The sequence below is a fragment of the Nesterenkonia muleiensis genome (assembly GCF_003600155.1).
Lineage (GTDB): Bacteria > Actinomycetota > Actinomycetes > Actinomycetales > Micrococcaceae > Nesterenkonia > Nesterenkonia muleiensis.
On record NZ_QWLD01000016.1, the window covers coordinates 282,176 to 296,984 of the forward strand.

A 14,809-nucleotide genomic window follows, 5' to 3' on the forward strand; every position below is an offset into this window, starting at 1 on the left:
GGGAAAGCGCATAATACCTCCAGCCGCACTGATATACGCTAAATACATGGACTGGGATCTTCGTCATATCCGCTGCTTGGTGGCGGTGGCTGAGGCTGGAAGCATCACCGATGCCGCCCTTGAGCTGGGCATCTCCCAGCCGCAGGCATCACGCACGCTCAAGGCGTTGGAGACGGCATGGGGTGTGAAGCTGGTCTCCAGAAGCACCCGGGACACCGTTCTCACCGCGGAGGGACTCCGGGCCTCGGACCAGGGCCGGCACCTGCTGGCCTTCGCTCAGTCCATCGCAGATGCCGCAGGTGGCGCGCGCATCATTCGCCTCGGGTATGTCTCCACGGCAGCGGGCCGGCACACCCCGGCTGTGCAGCGGCGCTGGCGGCAGGCCCGGCCTGATGTTGACCTCAGGCTCATTCATGGCAAAGGGCCGCTGGCCGGGATGGGCGAAGGCCTCTGCGATGCGGCGGTCCTGCGGCGTGAGCCCGATCCGGCCAAGTACTCCAGCGTGGTGGTGGGCACCGAGCCGCTGGTCGCTGCCTGCGCAGACAATGATCTGTGGGGCCGCCGCCGGAGGCTGAGGCTCGAAGACTTCGCCGGACGTCCGCTGGTGGTCAACGTGCAGTCGGACCTAAGGGTGATGCCGTGGCCCTCCGGCGTCGGTCCCGTTCCTGCCTTCGACGTGGACAGTGTGGACGCCTGGCTGGATCTGATCGCCGCGGGCCGCGGGGTGGGCATCACCACTGAGGCCACCGCACATCAGCACCGCCCCATCGGTGTGCGGTATCTGCCCGTCACTGATGCGCCGCACGTTGAGGTCCGGCTCAGCTGGCCGCGCGGCCAGGGCATCTCCGGCCTGGGGGTGCTGCAGGAGATTCTGCAGGATCTCTACAGCAGATGACTGACAATTCCCGCAGCTTTTGCCATGATGGACCTTATGAAGGTCACGCATCTGGGACATGCCTGCGTACTGGTCGAAGCTGCGGGAGCACGGATACTCATCGACCCTGGTGCGTTCTCTGATCTATGGCACGGTGTCACGGGTCTGGACGCTGTGCTGATCACCCACCAGCACGCTGACCACGTGGATCCCGAACACGCTCCTGCCCTGCTGGAGGCCAATCCAGAGGCCCGGGTGTTCACCGCCGATGATGTGCACGAGGCCGTCGCCCTCCCCGGCGCCGTGCCGGTCACTGCCGGCCAGCAGGTTGCTGTGGGCAATGTGGAGGTCGAGGCAGTGGGCGGAGACCACGCGATCATCCACCAGGACATCCCGCGCATCCACAATATCGGATACCTTCTGCGCGCAGAGGAAGAGCCCACGTTCTTCCACCCCGGCGATGCGCTCGATTCCGCCCCAGCGGGTGTGGATGTGCTGGCCCTGCCGCTGATGGGACCCTGGGCCGCGATGAAGGAGCATGTGGAGTTCGTCCGGAGCCTCGGCGCACCGCAGTTCAGCATCCCGATCCATGACGAGCTGCTCTCCGACCGCGGCCGCGGGCTGCTCTCCCGCCAGATCGGCAACCTCACCGGCACCCAGGTCATCAGTCTGCGCGGCGCCGCCTCCCGCGAGTTCTGAATACCTCATACGTAAGGAGCTATGCCGAGCGCGAGCGGCGCTGGGCTGCGGCGGTCCACCAGGCACCGGCGATGATCATGGCGCAGCCCACCACCTGCCAGAGGGTGGGGATGTCGCTGAACAGCAGCGCGCCCAGCAGGACCGCGAAGATCGGCCCGGTCAGCATCAGCGTGCTGGCCAGCACCTCACTCAGTCCGGTCATCGCGATGTTGAGGCACAGATAGACCACCACCTGGCCGACGAAGGCCAGGGCCAGCAGCCACAGCCACTCGACGCCTTGGGTTGGCACCTCGAACCGTCCTGACACCAGCGCACCCAGGCCAGCAGTGAGACCGGCCGAAAGGCACACGATGCTCAGCACGGTGAACGGGGCCGGCCGGATGGTCTTGGGCGCTGTCCGGCGGATGATGGCCAGATACGTCGCATACCCGGCCCCGGCGATCAGACCTGCCAACACACCGAACCAGTTGAGCCCGGCGTCGTCGAAGGCCCCGGCGGCAAAGGCCACACCCAGCATCATCAGCGGCACAATGACCGCCAGCTGCCGCATGGGTCGCACGCCCTCCAGCGCCCAGGCGATCATCGGCAGGATCACGATTTGAATATTGATCAGCACCGTGGCCAGCCCCGGCCCGATCAGCCCGATGGAGGTGTTGTAGAAGCTGTAGTCCACACCGATGGCGACGCCGCCCACAGCCGCCCCGATCACCGTGATCCGCGGCAGGGCCTGGGCCCGGTCAACGCGCCTGAGCTCCCAGATCACCAGCGGCAGCAGCATCGGCACCGCCAGCAGGCAGCGGAACGCCGCCACCGTCATCGGCTCAGCGCCGAGGTTGAAGACGATCGCCGCAGATCCGGCCATGGCCAGACTGTCCAACAGCATCAGCGCCGTCCCACGCGCGGGGGTCATCACTGGGACATCGTAGAACAGTCCCCGGCGGTCAGCCGAAGCGGCGCAGGCGCAGGGAGTTGGCCACCACGCTCAGTGAGGAGAGCACCATGGCCAGACCGGCCAGCATCGGATTGAGCAGCCCTGCCGCGGCCAGCGGAATCGCCGCAGTGTTGTACAGAAACGCCCAGAACAGATTCCCGCGAATGGTGCGCAGAGTGCGGCGGGAAAGCCGGACCGCGTCGGCCACCGAACGCAGGTCACCGCGGATGACGGTGATATCGGCGGCGTCGATGGCCACATCGGTGCCGGTGCCCATCGCGATGCCCAGCTCAGCCTGAGCCAGAGCGGCGGCGTCGTTGACCCCGTCGCCGACCATCGCCACGGTCTTGCCCTGCTGCTGCAGCCTCTGCACCGCGGCCACCTTGTCCTCCGGCAGCGCTTCGGCGATGATCTGATCGATCCCCACCTGCTCGGCCACCCGGCGAGCCGCACCCTGGTTGTCGCCGGTGAGCAGCACCGGTTCCATACCCAGGCTCTTGAACTGTTCGACCGCCTCAGCAGAGGTCTCCTTCACCGTGTCGGAGACGGTGAGCACTCCGGCGAAGGTACCGTCGACGGCCGCCAGCACCGCGGTGCTGCCCCGGGATTCGGACCCGGCTATCAGCTCATCGACCTCAGCTGGCAGTCCCACCCCGTGCATCCCCAGGAGATGACGCCTTCCGATGAGCACCTGATAACCATCGACGACGCCGGAGACTCCTCTGCCCTCATGGTTCTGGAAGTCCTCCGGCTGCGGGAGCGCGCTCTGGCTGGAGCCGAGGGATTCACGCGCAGCGGCGGTGATCGCCCGGGCCACCGGGTGCTCCGAACCGGATTCGAGCCCTCCGGCCAGCCGCAGCAGCTCGGAGGACTCAGACTCCCCTTCCCATGTCCTGGCAGGCAGCAGCGAGGTCAGCTGCATGACTCCGGTGGTGACCGTCCCGGTCTTGTCCAGCACCACGGTGCTGATTCCGCGGGATGCTTCCAGCACCTCAGGTCCCTTGATGAGGATTCCCAGCTGAGCGCCACGGCCGGTGCCGACCAGCAGCGCGGTGGGGGTGGCCAGGCCCAGAGCGCAGGGGCAGGCGATGATCAGCACCGCGACTGCCGCGGTGAAAGCCGCCTCCGCCGGGGCGCCCAGAAACAGCCAGAGGGCCAAGGTGATCAGGGTGACCACCAGGACGATCGGCACGAAAATCCCGGAGATCCTATCGGCCAGTCGCTGGACCTCGGCCTTGCCGGACTGAGCCTCTTCGACCAGCTTGGCCATCTGTGCCAGCTGGGTGTCGGAGCCTACCCTGGAAGCACGCACCACCAGCCGGCCCGAGGTGTTGACCGTGGCCCCGACGATGGCATCGCCTTCGGCCACCTCCACCGGGACCGATTCTCCGGTCAGCATGGACATATCCACTGCAGAAGCTCCTGAGATCACCACCCCGTCGGTGGCGATCTTCTCCCCGGGCCGGACCACGAACTCATCGTCCACGGAGAGCTCTTTGACCGGGATGCGGATCTCACTGCCGGATTTCAGCAGCGCCACCTCTTTGGCTCCCATGTTCAGCAGTGAGCGCAGTGCTGCTCCCGCTGAGGCCTTGGAGCGCTTTTCGAAGTAGCGGCCCAGCAGCAGGAATGCGGTGACGGCGGTGGCCACTTCGAAGTAGACGTTCGCTGAGCCCATGGAATGCCCGGATAGCCAGTAGGGCTCATCGAAGAGGCTGAACTCGTGCCGCATACCGGGATCGCCGGCATGGCCGAAGACCAGCGCGTAGACCGACCAGCCTAGGGCGGCGAGCGTGCCCAGGGAGATGAGCGTGTCCATGGTCGCGGTGGCATGCCGGGCGTTGAGCGCGGCTGCCCGGTGGAAGGGCCACCCCGCCCAGAGCACCACCGGGACGCTGAGCACCAGGGACACCCAAGTCCAATAGTCGAACTGGGTGGCCGGGACCATGGCCCAGAGCACCACCGGGACGGTGAGTGCGGAGGCAATGAGCAGCCGAATGCGCAGAATCCGCAGATCACGGGTGCCTGGCTCGGCGGCGTCGTCGTCCTGGGGGTCCGGGGGCAGCTCGGCGCGGTAGCCGGTTTTCTCCACGGTGCTGATGAGCTGGTCGACAACATCTTGGCGACCGGAGGCATGTCCTTCGTTGATCGTGTCGGTGGAGATCCAGGCCTTCTCCGTGGCGTAGTTGACGCTGGCGGTGACTCCCTCGAGCTTGTTGAGCTTCTTCTCCACCCGGTGGGCACAGGCGGCACAGGTCATGCCGCCGATGGCCAGCTCGATGCGCTCCGGCTCGGCCGGGCCGGAATCCTCAGTGTGAAGAGTCTGGGTCACTGCACACGCTCAGCCTGGTAGCCGGCTTCGTCGACGGCCTCGACGATGGCCTGGTCGACAAGTTCGGCATCTTCGCTGAGTGTCACCTTCAGCGAGCCGGAGGCGGACGAGACCTCGATCTCTTCGATGCCGGCCAGTTCGGCCAGTTCGCCGCGCACTGCCGCCTCGCAGTGGCCGCAGGACATTCCGGTGACGTTGAAGCTCTTGGTAGTAGTCATAGCTCCACCATACCCCTATAGGGTATAGTTTTGTCTATGGAATCCTCCTCACACGGCTATATGAGTGACAAAGACAAGTACCTGACCCGCCTGCGTCGGATAGAGGGCCAGGCCCGCGGGGTACACCGCATGATCGATGAAGATACCTACTGCATCGATATTCTCACTCAGATCAGCGCTATGACCTCGGCGCTGGAGAACGTGGCCCTCGCGCTTCTCGACGATCACCTCAAACACTGCGTGGCCGACGCCGCGGCCACCGGCGGCGACACGGCCGAAGAGAAGATCCGGGAGGCCAGTGCCGCCATCCAGCGGCTGGTGAAGTCTTAGAAGACGGCACAGCAGCGCCGCCATGATCACTGGTCATGACCATGGTCATCGTCTCCATGACCGTGGTCATCGTCATGCTCGCCGTCGTAGTCCGCAGAGACGCTGTCCACCGGACGGCCGTCGATGACGACGATCTCATTGGGCGCGAAGTCCAGCTCGCCGGCGGCGATGATCTCACCCTCGGACAGATCAACCAGGTGGACCTCCTGGTTGTCCGGATCGGTCACATACACTAGGTCGCCGCTGGCGCGGATTGCCGGGCGGGGCTCCTGCCACTGCTCGGGCTCAGTCCACTCGTCGAGCATCTCGATATGGTCCAGGTGCTCGCCGGTCTCTGCATCGATGATATGCAGCCGACCGTCCTCGGTGAGCACGATGGCTTCACCCTCGGGGCCGCGTGCCAGATTCCGGAAGGTATAGGGAGAGCTCACCTCTGCGGTGGTGATCTCCAGGGACTCGGCGTTGACCAGTGCCACCTCGGTCATCGGCTCGTCCTCGCCGTCACGGTAATCGCCCAGGAAAATGTGTGAACCATCGGCAGCGAAGAGGTTGCCGGTACGCGCGTACTCCGGGCCGGCATCGATCTTATGGAACTCACGTCCATCCCAGATCAGCGCACCGTCCTCACACCCCACGGCGATGATCTCATCGGGCCCGGCAGCCTCACCGTGCACACCGGGGCAGTCCTCGCTGCGGGCGATCTCCTCACCGTCAGCGTCGATGAACCGGGCGCCGGAGCGGTCTTGAAGGGTTTCGAACCGGGAACCGTCCTCCCGCACCACGGCCACACCGTGATGCGGGCCTTCGGTTTCGTCAGATTCAGTCACAATCTCAGACTCCACATCCAAGTCGGCCAGCTCGAACCAGCGGTATTCGCCGGAGCCGTCGAAGAAGAGCGTGCCGACCCCCCGGTGGGACACCACATGGGCGGGCGCATCACCATCCACCGTGATATCGCTGAGCAGCGGCTCGGTGGTGAAGTAATGATGGTGTCCGCCGTGCGGCTCGCCCCAGGTCCCGACGTCGATCAGCCGGAAGCTCTCGCCCTCGGTGAGGAATGCGTGGCGACCGTCGCCGGCTTCGTTGACCCGGAGGAAGCCCTGGACCTCGAAGTCACCGACGACTTCTAGGCTGACCCCGTCGAGCACCGCGACGCCGCCGTCATAGGTCACCACTGCACGGGGCTGCGGCCCGCCGGCCTCATGGGCCTCCCGGTCGGAAGGCTCTAGGCCCTCGTCATGGTCCTCGTCGTGCTCGTCATCGCCATCGGAACCGTTCTCCTCGGTTTCGGCGGCGACTGCGGTCTCGGCATCATCGGGCTCCTCTGCGTCACTGTCATCGGCTGCGCAAGCGGAGAGCGCCAGCGCAGAGATCATGATCAGGGAGGTGAGAGAGATCATTTTTTTGCTCATGAGACTTATTATCAAGAGTTACCTCGCACAATTGCAAACCATTCGCAATACCGGGTTGTGTTGTGATTCTGTGCCCCTACCCGGGCAAGGTTCCGCACTGTGAGAATCTCGACACTTTCGGGTTACATATCCGATAACGCTGGGTAACCGAGCGCATCTACGCTGATCAGCGAGGAGGTGGCCGGTTGGCTGACGTGACCGAACCTGTGGTGGAGGATGACCACTATCTGCGTGTCCACACACCGCAGGGCACAGTGGAGATCATCGGCAATGAGGTGCATCTGCCCGGTGCGGAGCCGGCACAGCTGGCACCCGGGCCGATGTCCGTGATGCGGGCGCTGGTCAAGGCACAGGGCGCGGTGATCTCCCGGGAGCATTTGCTGCGCGTACTGCCGGACTGCGGATCAGCCCACGGCCTGGAGATGTGGGTCTCCCGGCTCCGCCAGTCACTTCCCAATCCGGACACCGTACAGACAGTGGTCAAACGCGGCTACCGCCTGGCGCTGTAATGTTCCGCCGGCGAGGAAACCTCGCTCGGCTCTCGGCCGCGTGACCGCGGCCATCACGCCTAAAGTCGGTGCCATCGCTTCACTTGAGGCTCACCACCTGCACGAAGCTAGGGTTTGCGCAGGTAGTTGAGGTCGAAGATCTTCCGGCCGGCGCGCAGGGCCTTCTGCTCAAAGTCGGTCACCACCCTGGCGGCGAACCGCGGCGCCCAGCCCCCCTCATCATCGCGGGCCTGAGGCAGCGGCAGCGGGTGAGCCGGTTTCCCCAGGCTCGCCGCATCGAGATCACCCAGCCGCACCTGGGTCAGCGGCGACTCCTCCCCTGCCAGCCGACCAGCATGAGGGTTCCAGAACGACGACGACGCCCCGATCACCTCCCGCATCTGCACGGCGTAGTCGGACCAGTCAGTGGCCAGCCGCCACACCCCGGTGGGTGCGATCACCTGCGCGGCCCTCTCCGCGAAGCTCGGCTGCACCAGTCGGCGCTTCTTGTGCTTGGACTTATGCCAGGGATCGGGGAAGAACACCCACAGTTCAGCGACTGAGCCTGCCGGCAGCAGGTTGTCCATCACCTCCACCGCATCCAGGCAGGCCACCCGGACATTCGCCAGTCCCTCACGGCGGATCCGTGCTGCCAGCTGTGCGGCTCCGGGGCGGTAGACCTCAATGGCCAGGAAGTCGGTATCCGGGTTGGCCGCCGCCGCGCCGGCGATGGCCTCTCCCGAACCTGAGCCGATCTCCACGATCAGCGGAGCGGTCCGCCCGTACTCGGCGTGCCAGTCAACGCTGAACCCTGGGGCGACAGAGGTGTCGCGCTCACCATGGGGCACATCGAGCAGCTCCTGGCCGAGAGCGGCGTCCCAGGCCCGCTGGTAACTGGGCTTGAGCCTATTGCTGCGGCGCACGAATGACAGCGGCTTGCGGTAGTGCTTCTGCGGTCTCTCAGACATGGGGAATGCGCCTAACCGTCCTGCTCGTCCAGTATCTCCCGGGCGCCGATGAGGAACTCCCGCATCAGGGGACCGTTGGTTGATGAGCCCCATTCACCCTCCTCCAGGAACACTGCCACGGCGAGGTCGTCCTGGGAGCCGATCACCCAGGTATGGGAATACGTGTCATCGTCTGCCCCGGCTTCAGCGGTGCCGGTCTTGGCGTAGACGTGCGGACCGGGGATCGGGTCCAGACCGCTCAGGGTGCCGTAGTCCACGGTGCCGTGCATCAGCTCGCGCAGCTGCTCGCCCTCCTCCTCGGTCAGGCCGCCCTCCTGGGGGTGGTCCTCGCGCTGGACCAGCCAGGGGTGGACTGTGCGCCCGTCAGCGATCGAGGCCGCCACCGCGGCCATGCCCAAGGTGGAGGTCTCCACCGTTCCCTGTCCGAAGAGGTTGGCAGCATGCAGGTTCAGCTCGGAGTCCTCCGGCACCCGTGCCTTAAGCGCTTGGATGCCGATTCCCACGTCATTGTCCATCCCGAGGTCCAGGGCGGCTTGGGCGAGGTCGGCAGAGCTGACATCCTCCCAGGCCCCGGCAAAGGTGGTGTTGCAGGAGACCGCCACAGCGGTGTTGAAGGGGATGCTGCCAACATACTGGTCCTGGAAGCCGGGCACATTGCGAAACTGCTGGCCGTGGACAGTCACCGAGTTCGGGCAGGGGACCGTGGACTCGGGGGTGAGGCCCCCGCGCAGCATCGCCAGGGCGGAGACCATCTTGAAGGTGGAGCCCGGCGCATACGCCGACTGGGTGGCGGTGTCCACCTGGGGTGCCTCAGGGTGGTGGCTGGCAGCGGCCAGCACCGCACCGTCGGAGGGCCGGATCGCCACCAGGGCAGCATTGACCTCCTGCTCATCGACGATGCCCTGGGCAAGGTCCTGAACCCTGGGCAGCAGCCCGGTGTGTACATCACCCCCCTCCTCCGGCTCCGATGAGTAGAGGGTGGTCTCTCCCATGCTGATGCGCACACCGGGGACTCCGCGAAGCGTACTCTCATGCACCGCCTGGATGCCGGACAGTCCGACCATGTCGCCGTGACTGAGCGTAGGGTCATCCTCCAGATGCTCGGCAGTCACCGGACCCACCCGGCCTAAGAGGTTCGGGGCGAAGTCAGAACTCTCCGCCAGCGGCAGCTGACTGTACTGCAGGTGCACCCCGGCGATGTCCTCCACATCCTCGGCACTGACGTGGCCACCCTCGGTGCGTACGGTGATGGCTTCGACGAACGCCTCATCCCCGTAGGCCTGGACTGTTTCCTGGTAGGTCTCAGCATTGACCCCCACCACCTCGGCAAGCTCCCTGGCCGCCTCCTGCTGGTCCTGCTCCGACTCCAGCTGGGTCTTGTCCAGGCCGATGCGCACCACATCTCGGTTGTAGACCATAGCCCGTCCGCTGCCGTCTATGATGCGGCCGCGGTCCGCGGTGGTGGTGGAGATGCCGATGTTCTCATGGCCGGCGTAGTCGGGCAGGATGATCTGGGTCTCACCGTCCACAAGCCACGTGTCGGATTCCTCGTCGTAGGTGTAGTCGGCCTCGGTGGTGTAGGTCCACTCCTGGCCGTCGAGGCCGATCTCCTCCAGCTCCCAGACATGCTCGAAGGCGGCCTCCGCAGTGGGCGGGCGCACCGAGTCCTCCTCCGGCTCGTGGACCTGGACGCCGGCGACCTCGACCTCTGGTCTCAGCCCATCGAAGGGCTCCTGGAGGTTCTGGACAGCCTCCTCAAGCGCCTGGGGAGTTCCTGCGGCCAAGCTGATCCCCTCAAAGCTCCCTGTGCTGATCGCCTCAGCGGTGACCGCCGCGGCCACCGAGACATCTGCGCGCTCATCCTCTCCGCCACACCCGGTGAGCAGCACCAGGAGGGCACAGCAGCCGGTGAGTGCTGCGGACCTGGAAAATGTCATCCGTCCAGTCTACGTGGAGGTTCAGGGGGTCTGGATGAACGCCAGACGACCAGCTCCCTGCCGGCGGGCCTGGGACGCTGTCCTCTGGTCAGGGTGACCACATCTCCCCGGGAACCCACGGCGAAGACCCGCCTGCTGCCCGGCTCGCGCTGGGCCTCACGCAGCGCCTGCCGGAGCTCACCGACCTCTTCTTCGAGCACCTCCACCCGGTTCTGCAGCTGGATGATGCGCCGGATGCCCTCGAGGGAGACGCCCTCCTGGCTGAGCTGCTGGATCTGCCGCAGCTGCTCGATCTCATAGGGGGAGTAGCGACGGTGACGCCCGCCTTGGCGGCGCGGACTGACCAGGCCGATCCGGTCGTACTGGCGAAGGGTCTGCGGGTGCATATCGGCCAGCTCCGCCGCCACAGAGATCACGAAGAGCGGGTCATGCCGGTGTGTGGCAGCGAGCATGCGAGGGTCGTCGTCGTACTCAGCGATATTCTCCCGAATACGAATTCTGGTGTAAGCCACAGACGTTCACCTCCTTTCGCTGATGCCTGTTACAACGCGGCCTGACCCTCCAGACCTTCCCGAGGATTGACTCCGGCCGTCGCGGCGGCGAAGGCACGCACGGCTTGCTCGGCCTCTTCACTGAGCTGGTCCGGCACCACGACGTCCAAAACCGCCAGCATGTCCCCGGAGCTGTTCTTCCGGCGGATGCCATGGCCTTTCAGCCGCAGCGTCTTGCCGGTGCTCGAGCCGGCGGGGATTCGTATTTTAACCTTCTCCCCGTGGATGGTGGGCACCTCGGCGGTGGCACCGAGCGCCGCCTCGTCGAAGCTGACCGGCAAATGGACGCGGATGTTGTCGCCCTCGCGGGCGAAGAAGGGATGGTCCTGAACCGAAACCTCCACCAGCAAGTCCCCGGTACCTCCGGGACCAGGCTGGCCCTTGCCCTTGACCCGGACCTTCTGCCCCTCTTTGATCCCGGCGGGGATACGCACATCGATGACGTTGCCCGAAGGCTCGCGCAGCCCGACGGTGGTCCCACGCACCGCTCCCTTGAAGGAGATGGTGGTCTTCGCCGTCCGGTCAGCACCCTTGGCGGGAGCGCCGCCGAAGCGTCCGCCGAAGCGCTCACCCATGCCGCCGAAGATGTCCTCGAAGCCCCCGCCAAAGCGTCCGCCTGCGGTGCCTGGGGAGCCTCCCTGACCGAAGAGCCCGCCGAAGATGTCCTCGAAGCCCCCGCCATCGCCGCCTGGGCTTCCGGAGAACCGGGCTCCGGAGCCCATGGCTCGGATGGCGTCGTACTGCTGGCGCTGCTCCGGGTCGGCGAGCACGGAGTGCGCCTCGGAGATGTTCTTGAACTTCTGCTCGGCGGCCTCATCGCCGGGGTTCTTATCCGGGTGGTGCTGGCGCGCCAGCTGCCGGTAGGCCTTCTTGATCTCCTCGGCGGAGGCATCCTTGGCCACACCCAAGGTCTTGTAGAAATCCTTGTCGATCCAGTCCTGCGAGGCCACGGATGCCTCCTCCTTCCTCTGCTGGTCCCGCTGGCGGGGAAACCCCGCTCAGCTCTCGGCCAGCTTACGCTGGCCCTCACGCCTAAAGTCGGCGTGGTCGCGTCGCTCCACGCCTCACGGCCTTCGCCACGCCAACTTTAGCTACTGCTCGGCGCTGCCGGTGGAGACGATCACCTGGGCTGCGCGCAGCAGCCGGTCACCGAACCGGTAGCCGGAGCGGACCACCACCACGATGTGGTCCTCCTCGACCTCCTCATCGGGCTGCTGCATGATCGCCTCATGCTCAGTGGGGTCGAACTTCTCCCCCACAGCACCCACTGGCGTGAGACCCTGCTGGGTGAGCACCTGTTCCAAACGCCCGGCGATGTGGGCGAACGGTCCGTCCTCAAGATCACCGGCAGCACGTGCTGCGGCAATATCGTCGAGCACCGGCATCAGCTCGGAGATCAGATGTCCTTTGACACGGTCCTTCTCCAGCGTACGGTCGCGGTCGACCCGGCGCCGGTAGTTCACGTACTCGGCCTGCACCCGGCGCAGATCGTTCTCCAGCTCAGCCTCCCGGTCATACCCCTGAGCCTCGAGCTCCTCCTGTGCGGCATCAATCCGCTCAGCCGGCTCCGTCTCTCCGCCGCCGACGGCCTCCCCAAGAGGCACTTCACGCAGTTCGGGGCCCTCAGCCACCTCGGGGTCCTCCCCCGGCGGCGGTTCGTGAAGGTCGAGTGTTGGGTCTGCCGACTGCTCGTGAGCCTGCTGAACCTCAATCGACTCATCAGGCACATCGGCGAGGATTCGCTCGGCCTCTGCCAGCGGGTCCGCCGTCGGGTCAGTTGCTGCGGCCTCTCGGTCCTCAACGGTGGCTTCGCCCTCCGCGGGCTGGCGGGCGGCACCGGTCTCGGGGTCGATCCGGCGCTTGTCTGTGAAACGGACCGGCTCGGCCGCCTCATCACCCTGTTCGGGGTTGTACTTCTTCTCTGCCATCGCAGTGTCCTTCCAGTGCTGTGCTGGTCCCGGCGGCGGGGGGGACCCCGCTCGCCTCTGCGCACCCAAGGTGCGCAATCCTCAATCGCCTCGGAGGCTACGAGCAAGCTCACACCCTCACTCGGCTCAATCGGATCTCGGCCGCGTCACCGCGGCCATCACACCTAAAGTCGGTGCACCGCTTCGCTGGCACCTCAGGCATCCCGGTCGCGCTCCCGTATCCGGCAGCGCGACCCGGATCAGCCTATGCGCCCGCTACTGCTTGTTCTCGGCGTCGTCGTCCTCGTCCACGACTTCGGCGTCGACGATGTCCTCGTCATCCGCCGGAGCCTCACCGGCGGGGGCATCCTCTGCACCAGGTGCGGACTCCGCGCCCTGAGCGTAGAGCGCCTCGCCGATCTTGACCTGGGAGGCCTGGAGCTTCTCGAAGGCGGCGTTGACCTCGTCGTCGTTGTCAGTGCCCTCCAGCGCCTTCTTCAGGGCATCGACGTCGGCCTGGACCTCGGTCTTGACCTCCTCGGGCAGCTTCTCGGCGTTGTCCTTGAGCAGCTTGTCCACCGAGTAGGCGGTGGCCTCTGCCGCGTTGCGCTTCTCCGCGGCCTCGCGGCGGGCCTTGTCCTCCTCGGCGTGCTTCTCCGCGTCGGCGACCATACGGTCGATGTCCTCCTTCTCCAGCGAGGTGCCGCCGGTGATGGTCATCGACTGCTCGGTGCCGGTGCCCTTGTCCTTGGCGGAGACGTGGACGATGCCGTTGGCGTCGATGTCGAAGGTCACCTCGACCTGCGGCATGCCGCGCGGAGCCGGGGCGATGCCGGTGAGCTCGAAGGTGCCCAGCGGCTTGTTGTCGCGGGTGAACTCGCGCTCGCCCTGGAAGACCTGGATGGCCACCGAGGGCTGGTTGTCCTCTGCGGTGGAGAAGACCTCGGACTTCTTGGTGGGGATGGCGGTGTTGCGCTCGATGAGCTTGGTCATCACCCCACCCTTGGTCTCGATGCCCAGCGAGAGCGGTGTGACGTCGATCAGCAGCACGTCCTTGCGCTCACCGGCGAGCACGCCGGCCTGCAGGGCTGCGCCGACGGCCACGACCTCATCGGGGTTGACCGACTTATTGGCCTCCTTGCCGGTGAGCTCCTTGACCAGGTCGGCCACCGCGGGCATCCGGGTGGAGCCGCCCACCAGGATCACATGGTCAATGTCAGAGATCTTGACCCCGGCCTCGGTGATGACGTCCTGGAACGGCTTCTTGGTCCGGTCCAGCAGATCAGAGGTCAGGTCCTCGAACTTCGCCCGGGAGAGGGTCTCATTGACGTGCACCGGGGCGCCGTCGTGCTGGGTCGCGTAGGGGATGTTGATGTTGGCGGTGGAGGTGGAGGAGAGCTCCTTCTTGGCGCGCTCAGCCTCCTCCTTCAGGCGGGGCACGGCGATCTTGTCCTTGGAGAGGTCCACGCCCTCCTTCTGCTTGACCTGCTCGACCAGCCAGTCGATGATCCGCTGGTCCCAGTCGTCGCCGCCGAGCCGGTTGTCACCGGCGGTGGAGCGCACCTGGATGGTGGAGAAGTCGTCCTCATCCTTGCCGACCTCCAGCAGGGAGACGTCGAAGGTGCCGCCGCCGAGGTCGAAGACCAGGATCTGCTCGTCCTCCTTGCCCTTCTCCAGGCCGTAGGCCAGGGCGGCGGCAGTGGGCTCGTTGACGATGCGGGAGACCTTCAGACCGGCGATCTCCCCGGCTTCCTTGGTGGCCTGGCGCTCGGCGTCGTTGAAATAGGCGGGCACGGTGATGACAGCCTCGGTGACGTCCTCGCCCAGGTAGGACTCGGCGTCGTGCTTGAGCTTCATCAGGGTGCGTGCGGAGATTTCCTGCGGGGTGTAGGTCTTGCCGTCCACCTCGGTGGTCCAGTCGGTGCCCATATGGCGCTTGACGGAGGCGATGGTGCGGTCCGGGTTGGACACGGCCTGGCGGCGGGCGACCTCGCCGACCAGCACTTCACCGGTCTTCGAGAACGCCACCACCGACGGGGTGGTGCGGGCGCCCTCGGCATTGGCGATGACAGTGGGCTCGCCGCCTTCGAGGACGGTGACTACAGAGTTGGTGGTTCCAAGGTCGATTCCGACTGCGCGGGACATCTGGGTTCCTTTCGTCA

Annotated in this window: 14 protein-coding genes; 4 read left to right on the top strand and 10 right to left on the bottom strand. The window is 65.9% G+C overall.

Going from position 1 to position 14,809, the window contains the following annotated elements; translation table 11 throughout:
- Positions 1-46 precede the first annotated feature (46 nt).
- Positions 47-895: a LysR family transcriptional regulator gene (locus DVO78_RS06300; protein ID WP_120003953.1), complete on the top strand. Its 849-nt coding sequence runs from the start codon at positions 47-49 to the stop codon at positions 893-895.
- A 36-nt stretch (positions 896-931) separates the two neighbouring features.
- A complete protein-coding gene (locus DVO78_RS06305) occupies positions 932-1,573 on the top strand; it encodes an MBL fold metallo-hydrolase (protein WP_120003954.1) in 642 nt (213 codons plus the stop codon).
- Positions 1,574-1,592: 19 nt separating this feature from the next.
- Here the strand turns inward: DVO78_RS06305 and DVO78_RS06310 are convergent, their stop codons facing one another.
- Genes DVO78_RS06310 through DVO78_RS06320 form a run of 3 tightly spaced genes read right to left on the bottom strand, consistent with a single transcriptional unit; the run spans position 1,593 to position 5,054 of the window.
- Positions 1,593-2,483 carry a DMT family transporter gene (locus DVO78_RS06310; protein ID WP_120003955.1) on the bottom strand — a complete coding sequence of 297 codons (891 nt, stop codon included), beginning with the start codon at positions 2,481-2,483 and terminating at the stop codon, positions 1,593-1,595.
- 31 nt (positions 2,484-2,514) lie between these two features.
- Complete coding sequence (locus DVO78_RS06315; RefSeq protein WP_274380736.1) at positions 2,515-4,836, bottom strand: heavy metal translocating P-type ATPase; 2,322 nt, start codon at positions 4,834-4,836, stop codon at positions 2,515-2,517.
- On the bottom strand, positions 4,833-5,054 hold the full coding sequence (locus tag DVO78_RS06320; RefSeq protein ID WP_120003956.1) for a heavy-metal-associated domain-containing protein: 222 nt from the start codon (positions 5,052-5,054) through the stop codon (positions 4,833-4,835). Before DVO78_RS06320 ends, DVO78_RS06315 begins: the two co-directional genes overlap by 4 nt.
- 36 nt (positions 5,055-5,090) lie before the next feature.
- Between DVO78_RS06320 and DVO78_RS06325 the strand changes: the two genes are divergently transcribed.
- On the top strand, positions 5,091-5,384 hold the full coding sequence (locus tag DVO78_RS06325) for a metal-sensitive transcriptional regulator (protein ID WP_120003957.1): 294 nt from the start codon (positions 5,091-5,093) through the stop codon (positions 5,382-5,384).
- A 26-nt stretch (positions 5,385-5,410) separates the two neighbouring features.
- Here the strand turns inward: DVO78_RS06325 and DVO78_RS06330 are convergent, their stop codons facing one another.
- Positions 5,411-6,796, bottom strand: a complete 1,386-nt coding sequence (locus tag DVO78_RS06330; RefSeq protein WP_120003958.1) for a PQQ-binding-like beta-propeller repeat protein — start codon at positions 6,794-6,796, stop codon at positions 5,411-5,413.
- Between the two features lie 194 nt (positions 6,797-6,990).
- Here DVO78_RS06330 and DVO78_RS17940 point away from each other — a divergent pair, with 194 nt between their 5' ends.
- Positions 6,991-7,305, top strand: a complete 315-nt coding sequence (locus DVO78_RS17940) for a winged helix-turn-helix domain-containing protein (protein ID WP_238385175.1) — start codon at positions 6,991-6,993, stop codon at positions 7,303-7,305.
- A 107-nt stretch (positions 7,306-7,412) separates the two neighbouring features.
- Here DVO78_RS17940 and trmB read toward each other — a convergent pair whose 3' ends face one another.
- The 6 genes from trmB to dnaK form a co-directional block, all read right to left on the bottom strand.
- Positions 7,413-8,252, bottom strand: coding sequence for a tRNA (guanosine(46)-N7)-methyltransferase TrmB (gene trmB / locus DVO78_RS06340; RefSeq protein WP_120003959.1), 840 nt, complete (start codon positions 8,250-8,252; stop codon positions 7,413-7,415).
- Positions 8,253-8,263: 11 nt separating this feature from the next.
- Positions 8,264-10,189 carry a penicillin-binding transpeptidase domain-containing protein gene (locus DVO78_RS06345; RefSeq protein WP_120003960.1) on the bottom strand — a complete coding sequence of 642 codons (1,926 nt, stop codon included), beginning with the start codon at positions 10,187-10,189 and terminating at the stop codon, positions 8,264-8,266.
- Positions 10,186-10,641 (bottom strand): heat shock protein transcriptional repressor HspR, encoded by a 456-nt coding sequence (locus DVO78_RS06350; protein ID WP_120004009.1) that lies wholly within the window; start codon positions 10,639-10,641, stop codon positions 10,186-10,188. The genes DVO78_RS06345 and DVO78_RS06350 overlap by 4 nt, the downstream gene beginning before the upstream one ends.
- Positions 10,642-10,730: 89 nt before the next feature.
- A complete protein-coding gene (locus DVO78_RS06355) occupies positions 10,731-11,690 on the bottom strand; it encodes a DnaJ C-terminal domain-containing protein (RefSeq protein ID WP_202912102.1) in 960 nt (319 codons plus the stop codon).
- 141 nt (positions 11,691-11,831) lie between these two features.
- Entirely contained in the window at positions 11,832-12,668 is an 837-nt protein-coding gene (locus DVO78_RS06360) for a nucleotide exchange factor GrpE (protein ID WP_120003961.1), read from the bottom strand.
- 255 nt (positions 12,669-12,923) lie between these two features.
- Positions 12,924-14,792: a molecular chaperone DnaK gene (gene dnaK, locus DVO78_RS06365; RefSeq protein ID WP_120003962.1), complete on the bottom strand. Its 1,869-nt coding sequence runs from the start codon at positions 14,790-14,792 to the stop codon at positions 12,924-12,926.
- Positions 14,793-14,809 lie beyond the last annotated feature (17 nt).

Coding starts and splice junctions, on each gene's coding strand:
- DVO78_RS06330 (WP_120003958.1), bottom strand. CDS start 6,796: ATGAGCAAAAAAATGATCTCTCTCACCTCCCTGATCATGATCTCTGCG.
- trmB (WP_120003959.1), bottom strand. CDS start 8,252: ATGTCTGAGAGACCGCAGAAGCACTACCGCAAGCCGCTGTCATTCGTG.
- DVO78_RS06345 (WP_120003960.1), bottom strand. CDS start 10,189: ATGACATTTTCCAGGTCCGCAGCACTCACCGGCTGCTGTGCCCTCCTG.
- DVO78_RS06305 (WP_120003954.1), top strand. CDS start 932: ATGAAGGTCACGCATCTGGGACATGCCTGCGTACTGGTCGAAGCTGCG.
- dnaK (WP_120003962.1), bottom strand. CDS start 14,792: ATGTCCCGCGCAGTCGGAATCGACCTTGGAACCACCAACTCTGTAGTC.
- DVO78_RS06320 (WP_120003956.1), bottom strand. CDS start 5,054: ATGACTACTACCAAGAGCTTCAACGTCACCGGAATGTCCTGCGGCCAC.
- DVO78_RS06300 (WP_120003953.1), top strand. CDS start 47: ATGGACTGGGATCTTCGTCATATCCGCTGCTTGGTGGCGGTGGCTGAG.
- DVO78_RS06350 (WP_120004009.1), bottom strand. CDS start 10,641: ATGCTCGCTGCCACACACCGGCATGACCCGCTCTTCGTGATCTCTGTG.
- DVO78_RS06325 (WP_120003957.1), top strand. CDS start 5,091: ATGGAATCCTCCTCACACGGCTATATGAGTGACAAAGACAAGTACCTG.
- DVO78_RS06360 (WP_120003961.1), bottom strand. CDS start 12,668: ATGGCAGAGAAGAAGTACAACCCCGAACAGGGTGATGAGGCGGCCGAG.
- DVO78_RS06310 (WP_120003955.1), bottom strand. CDS start 2,483: ATGACCCCCGCGCGTGGGACGGCGCTGATGCTGTTGGACAGTCTGGCC.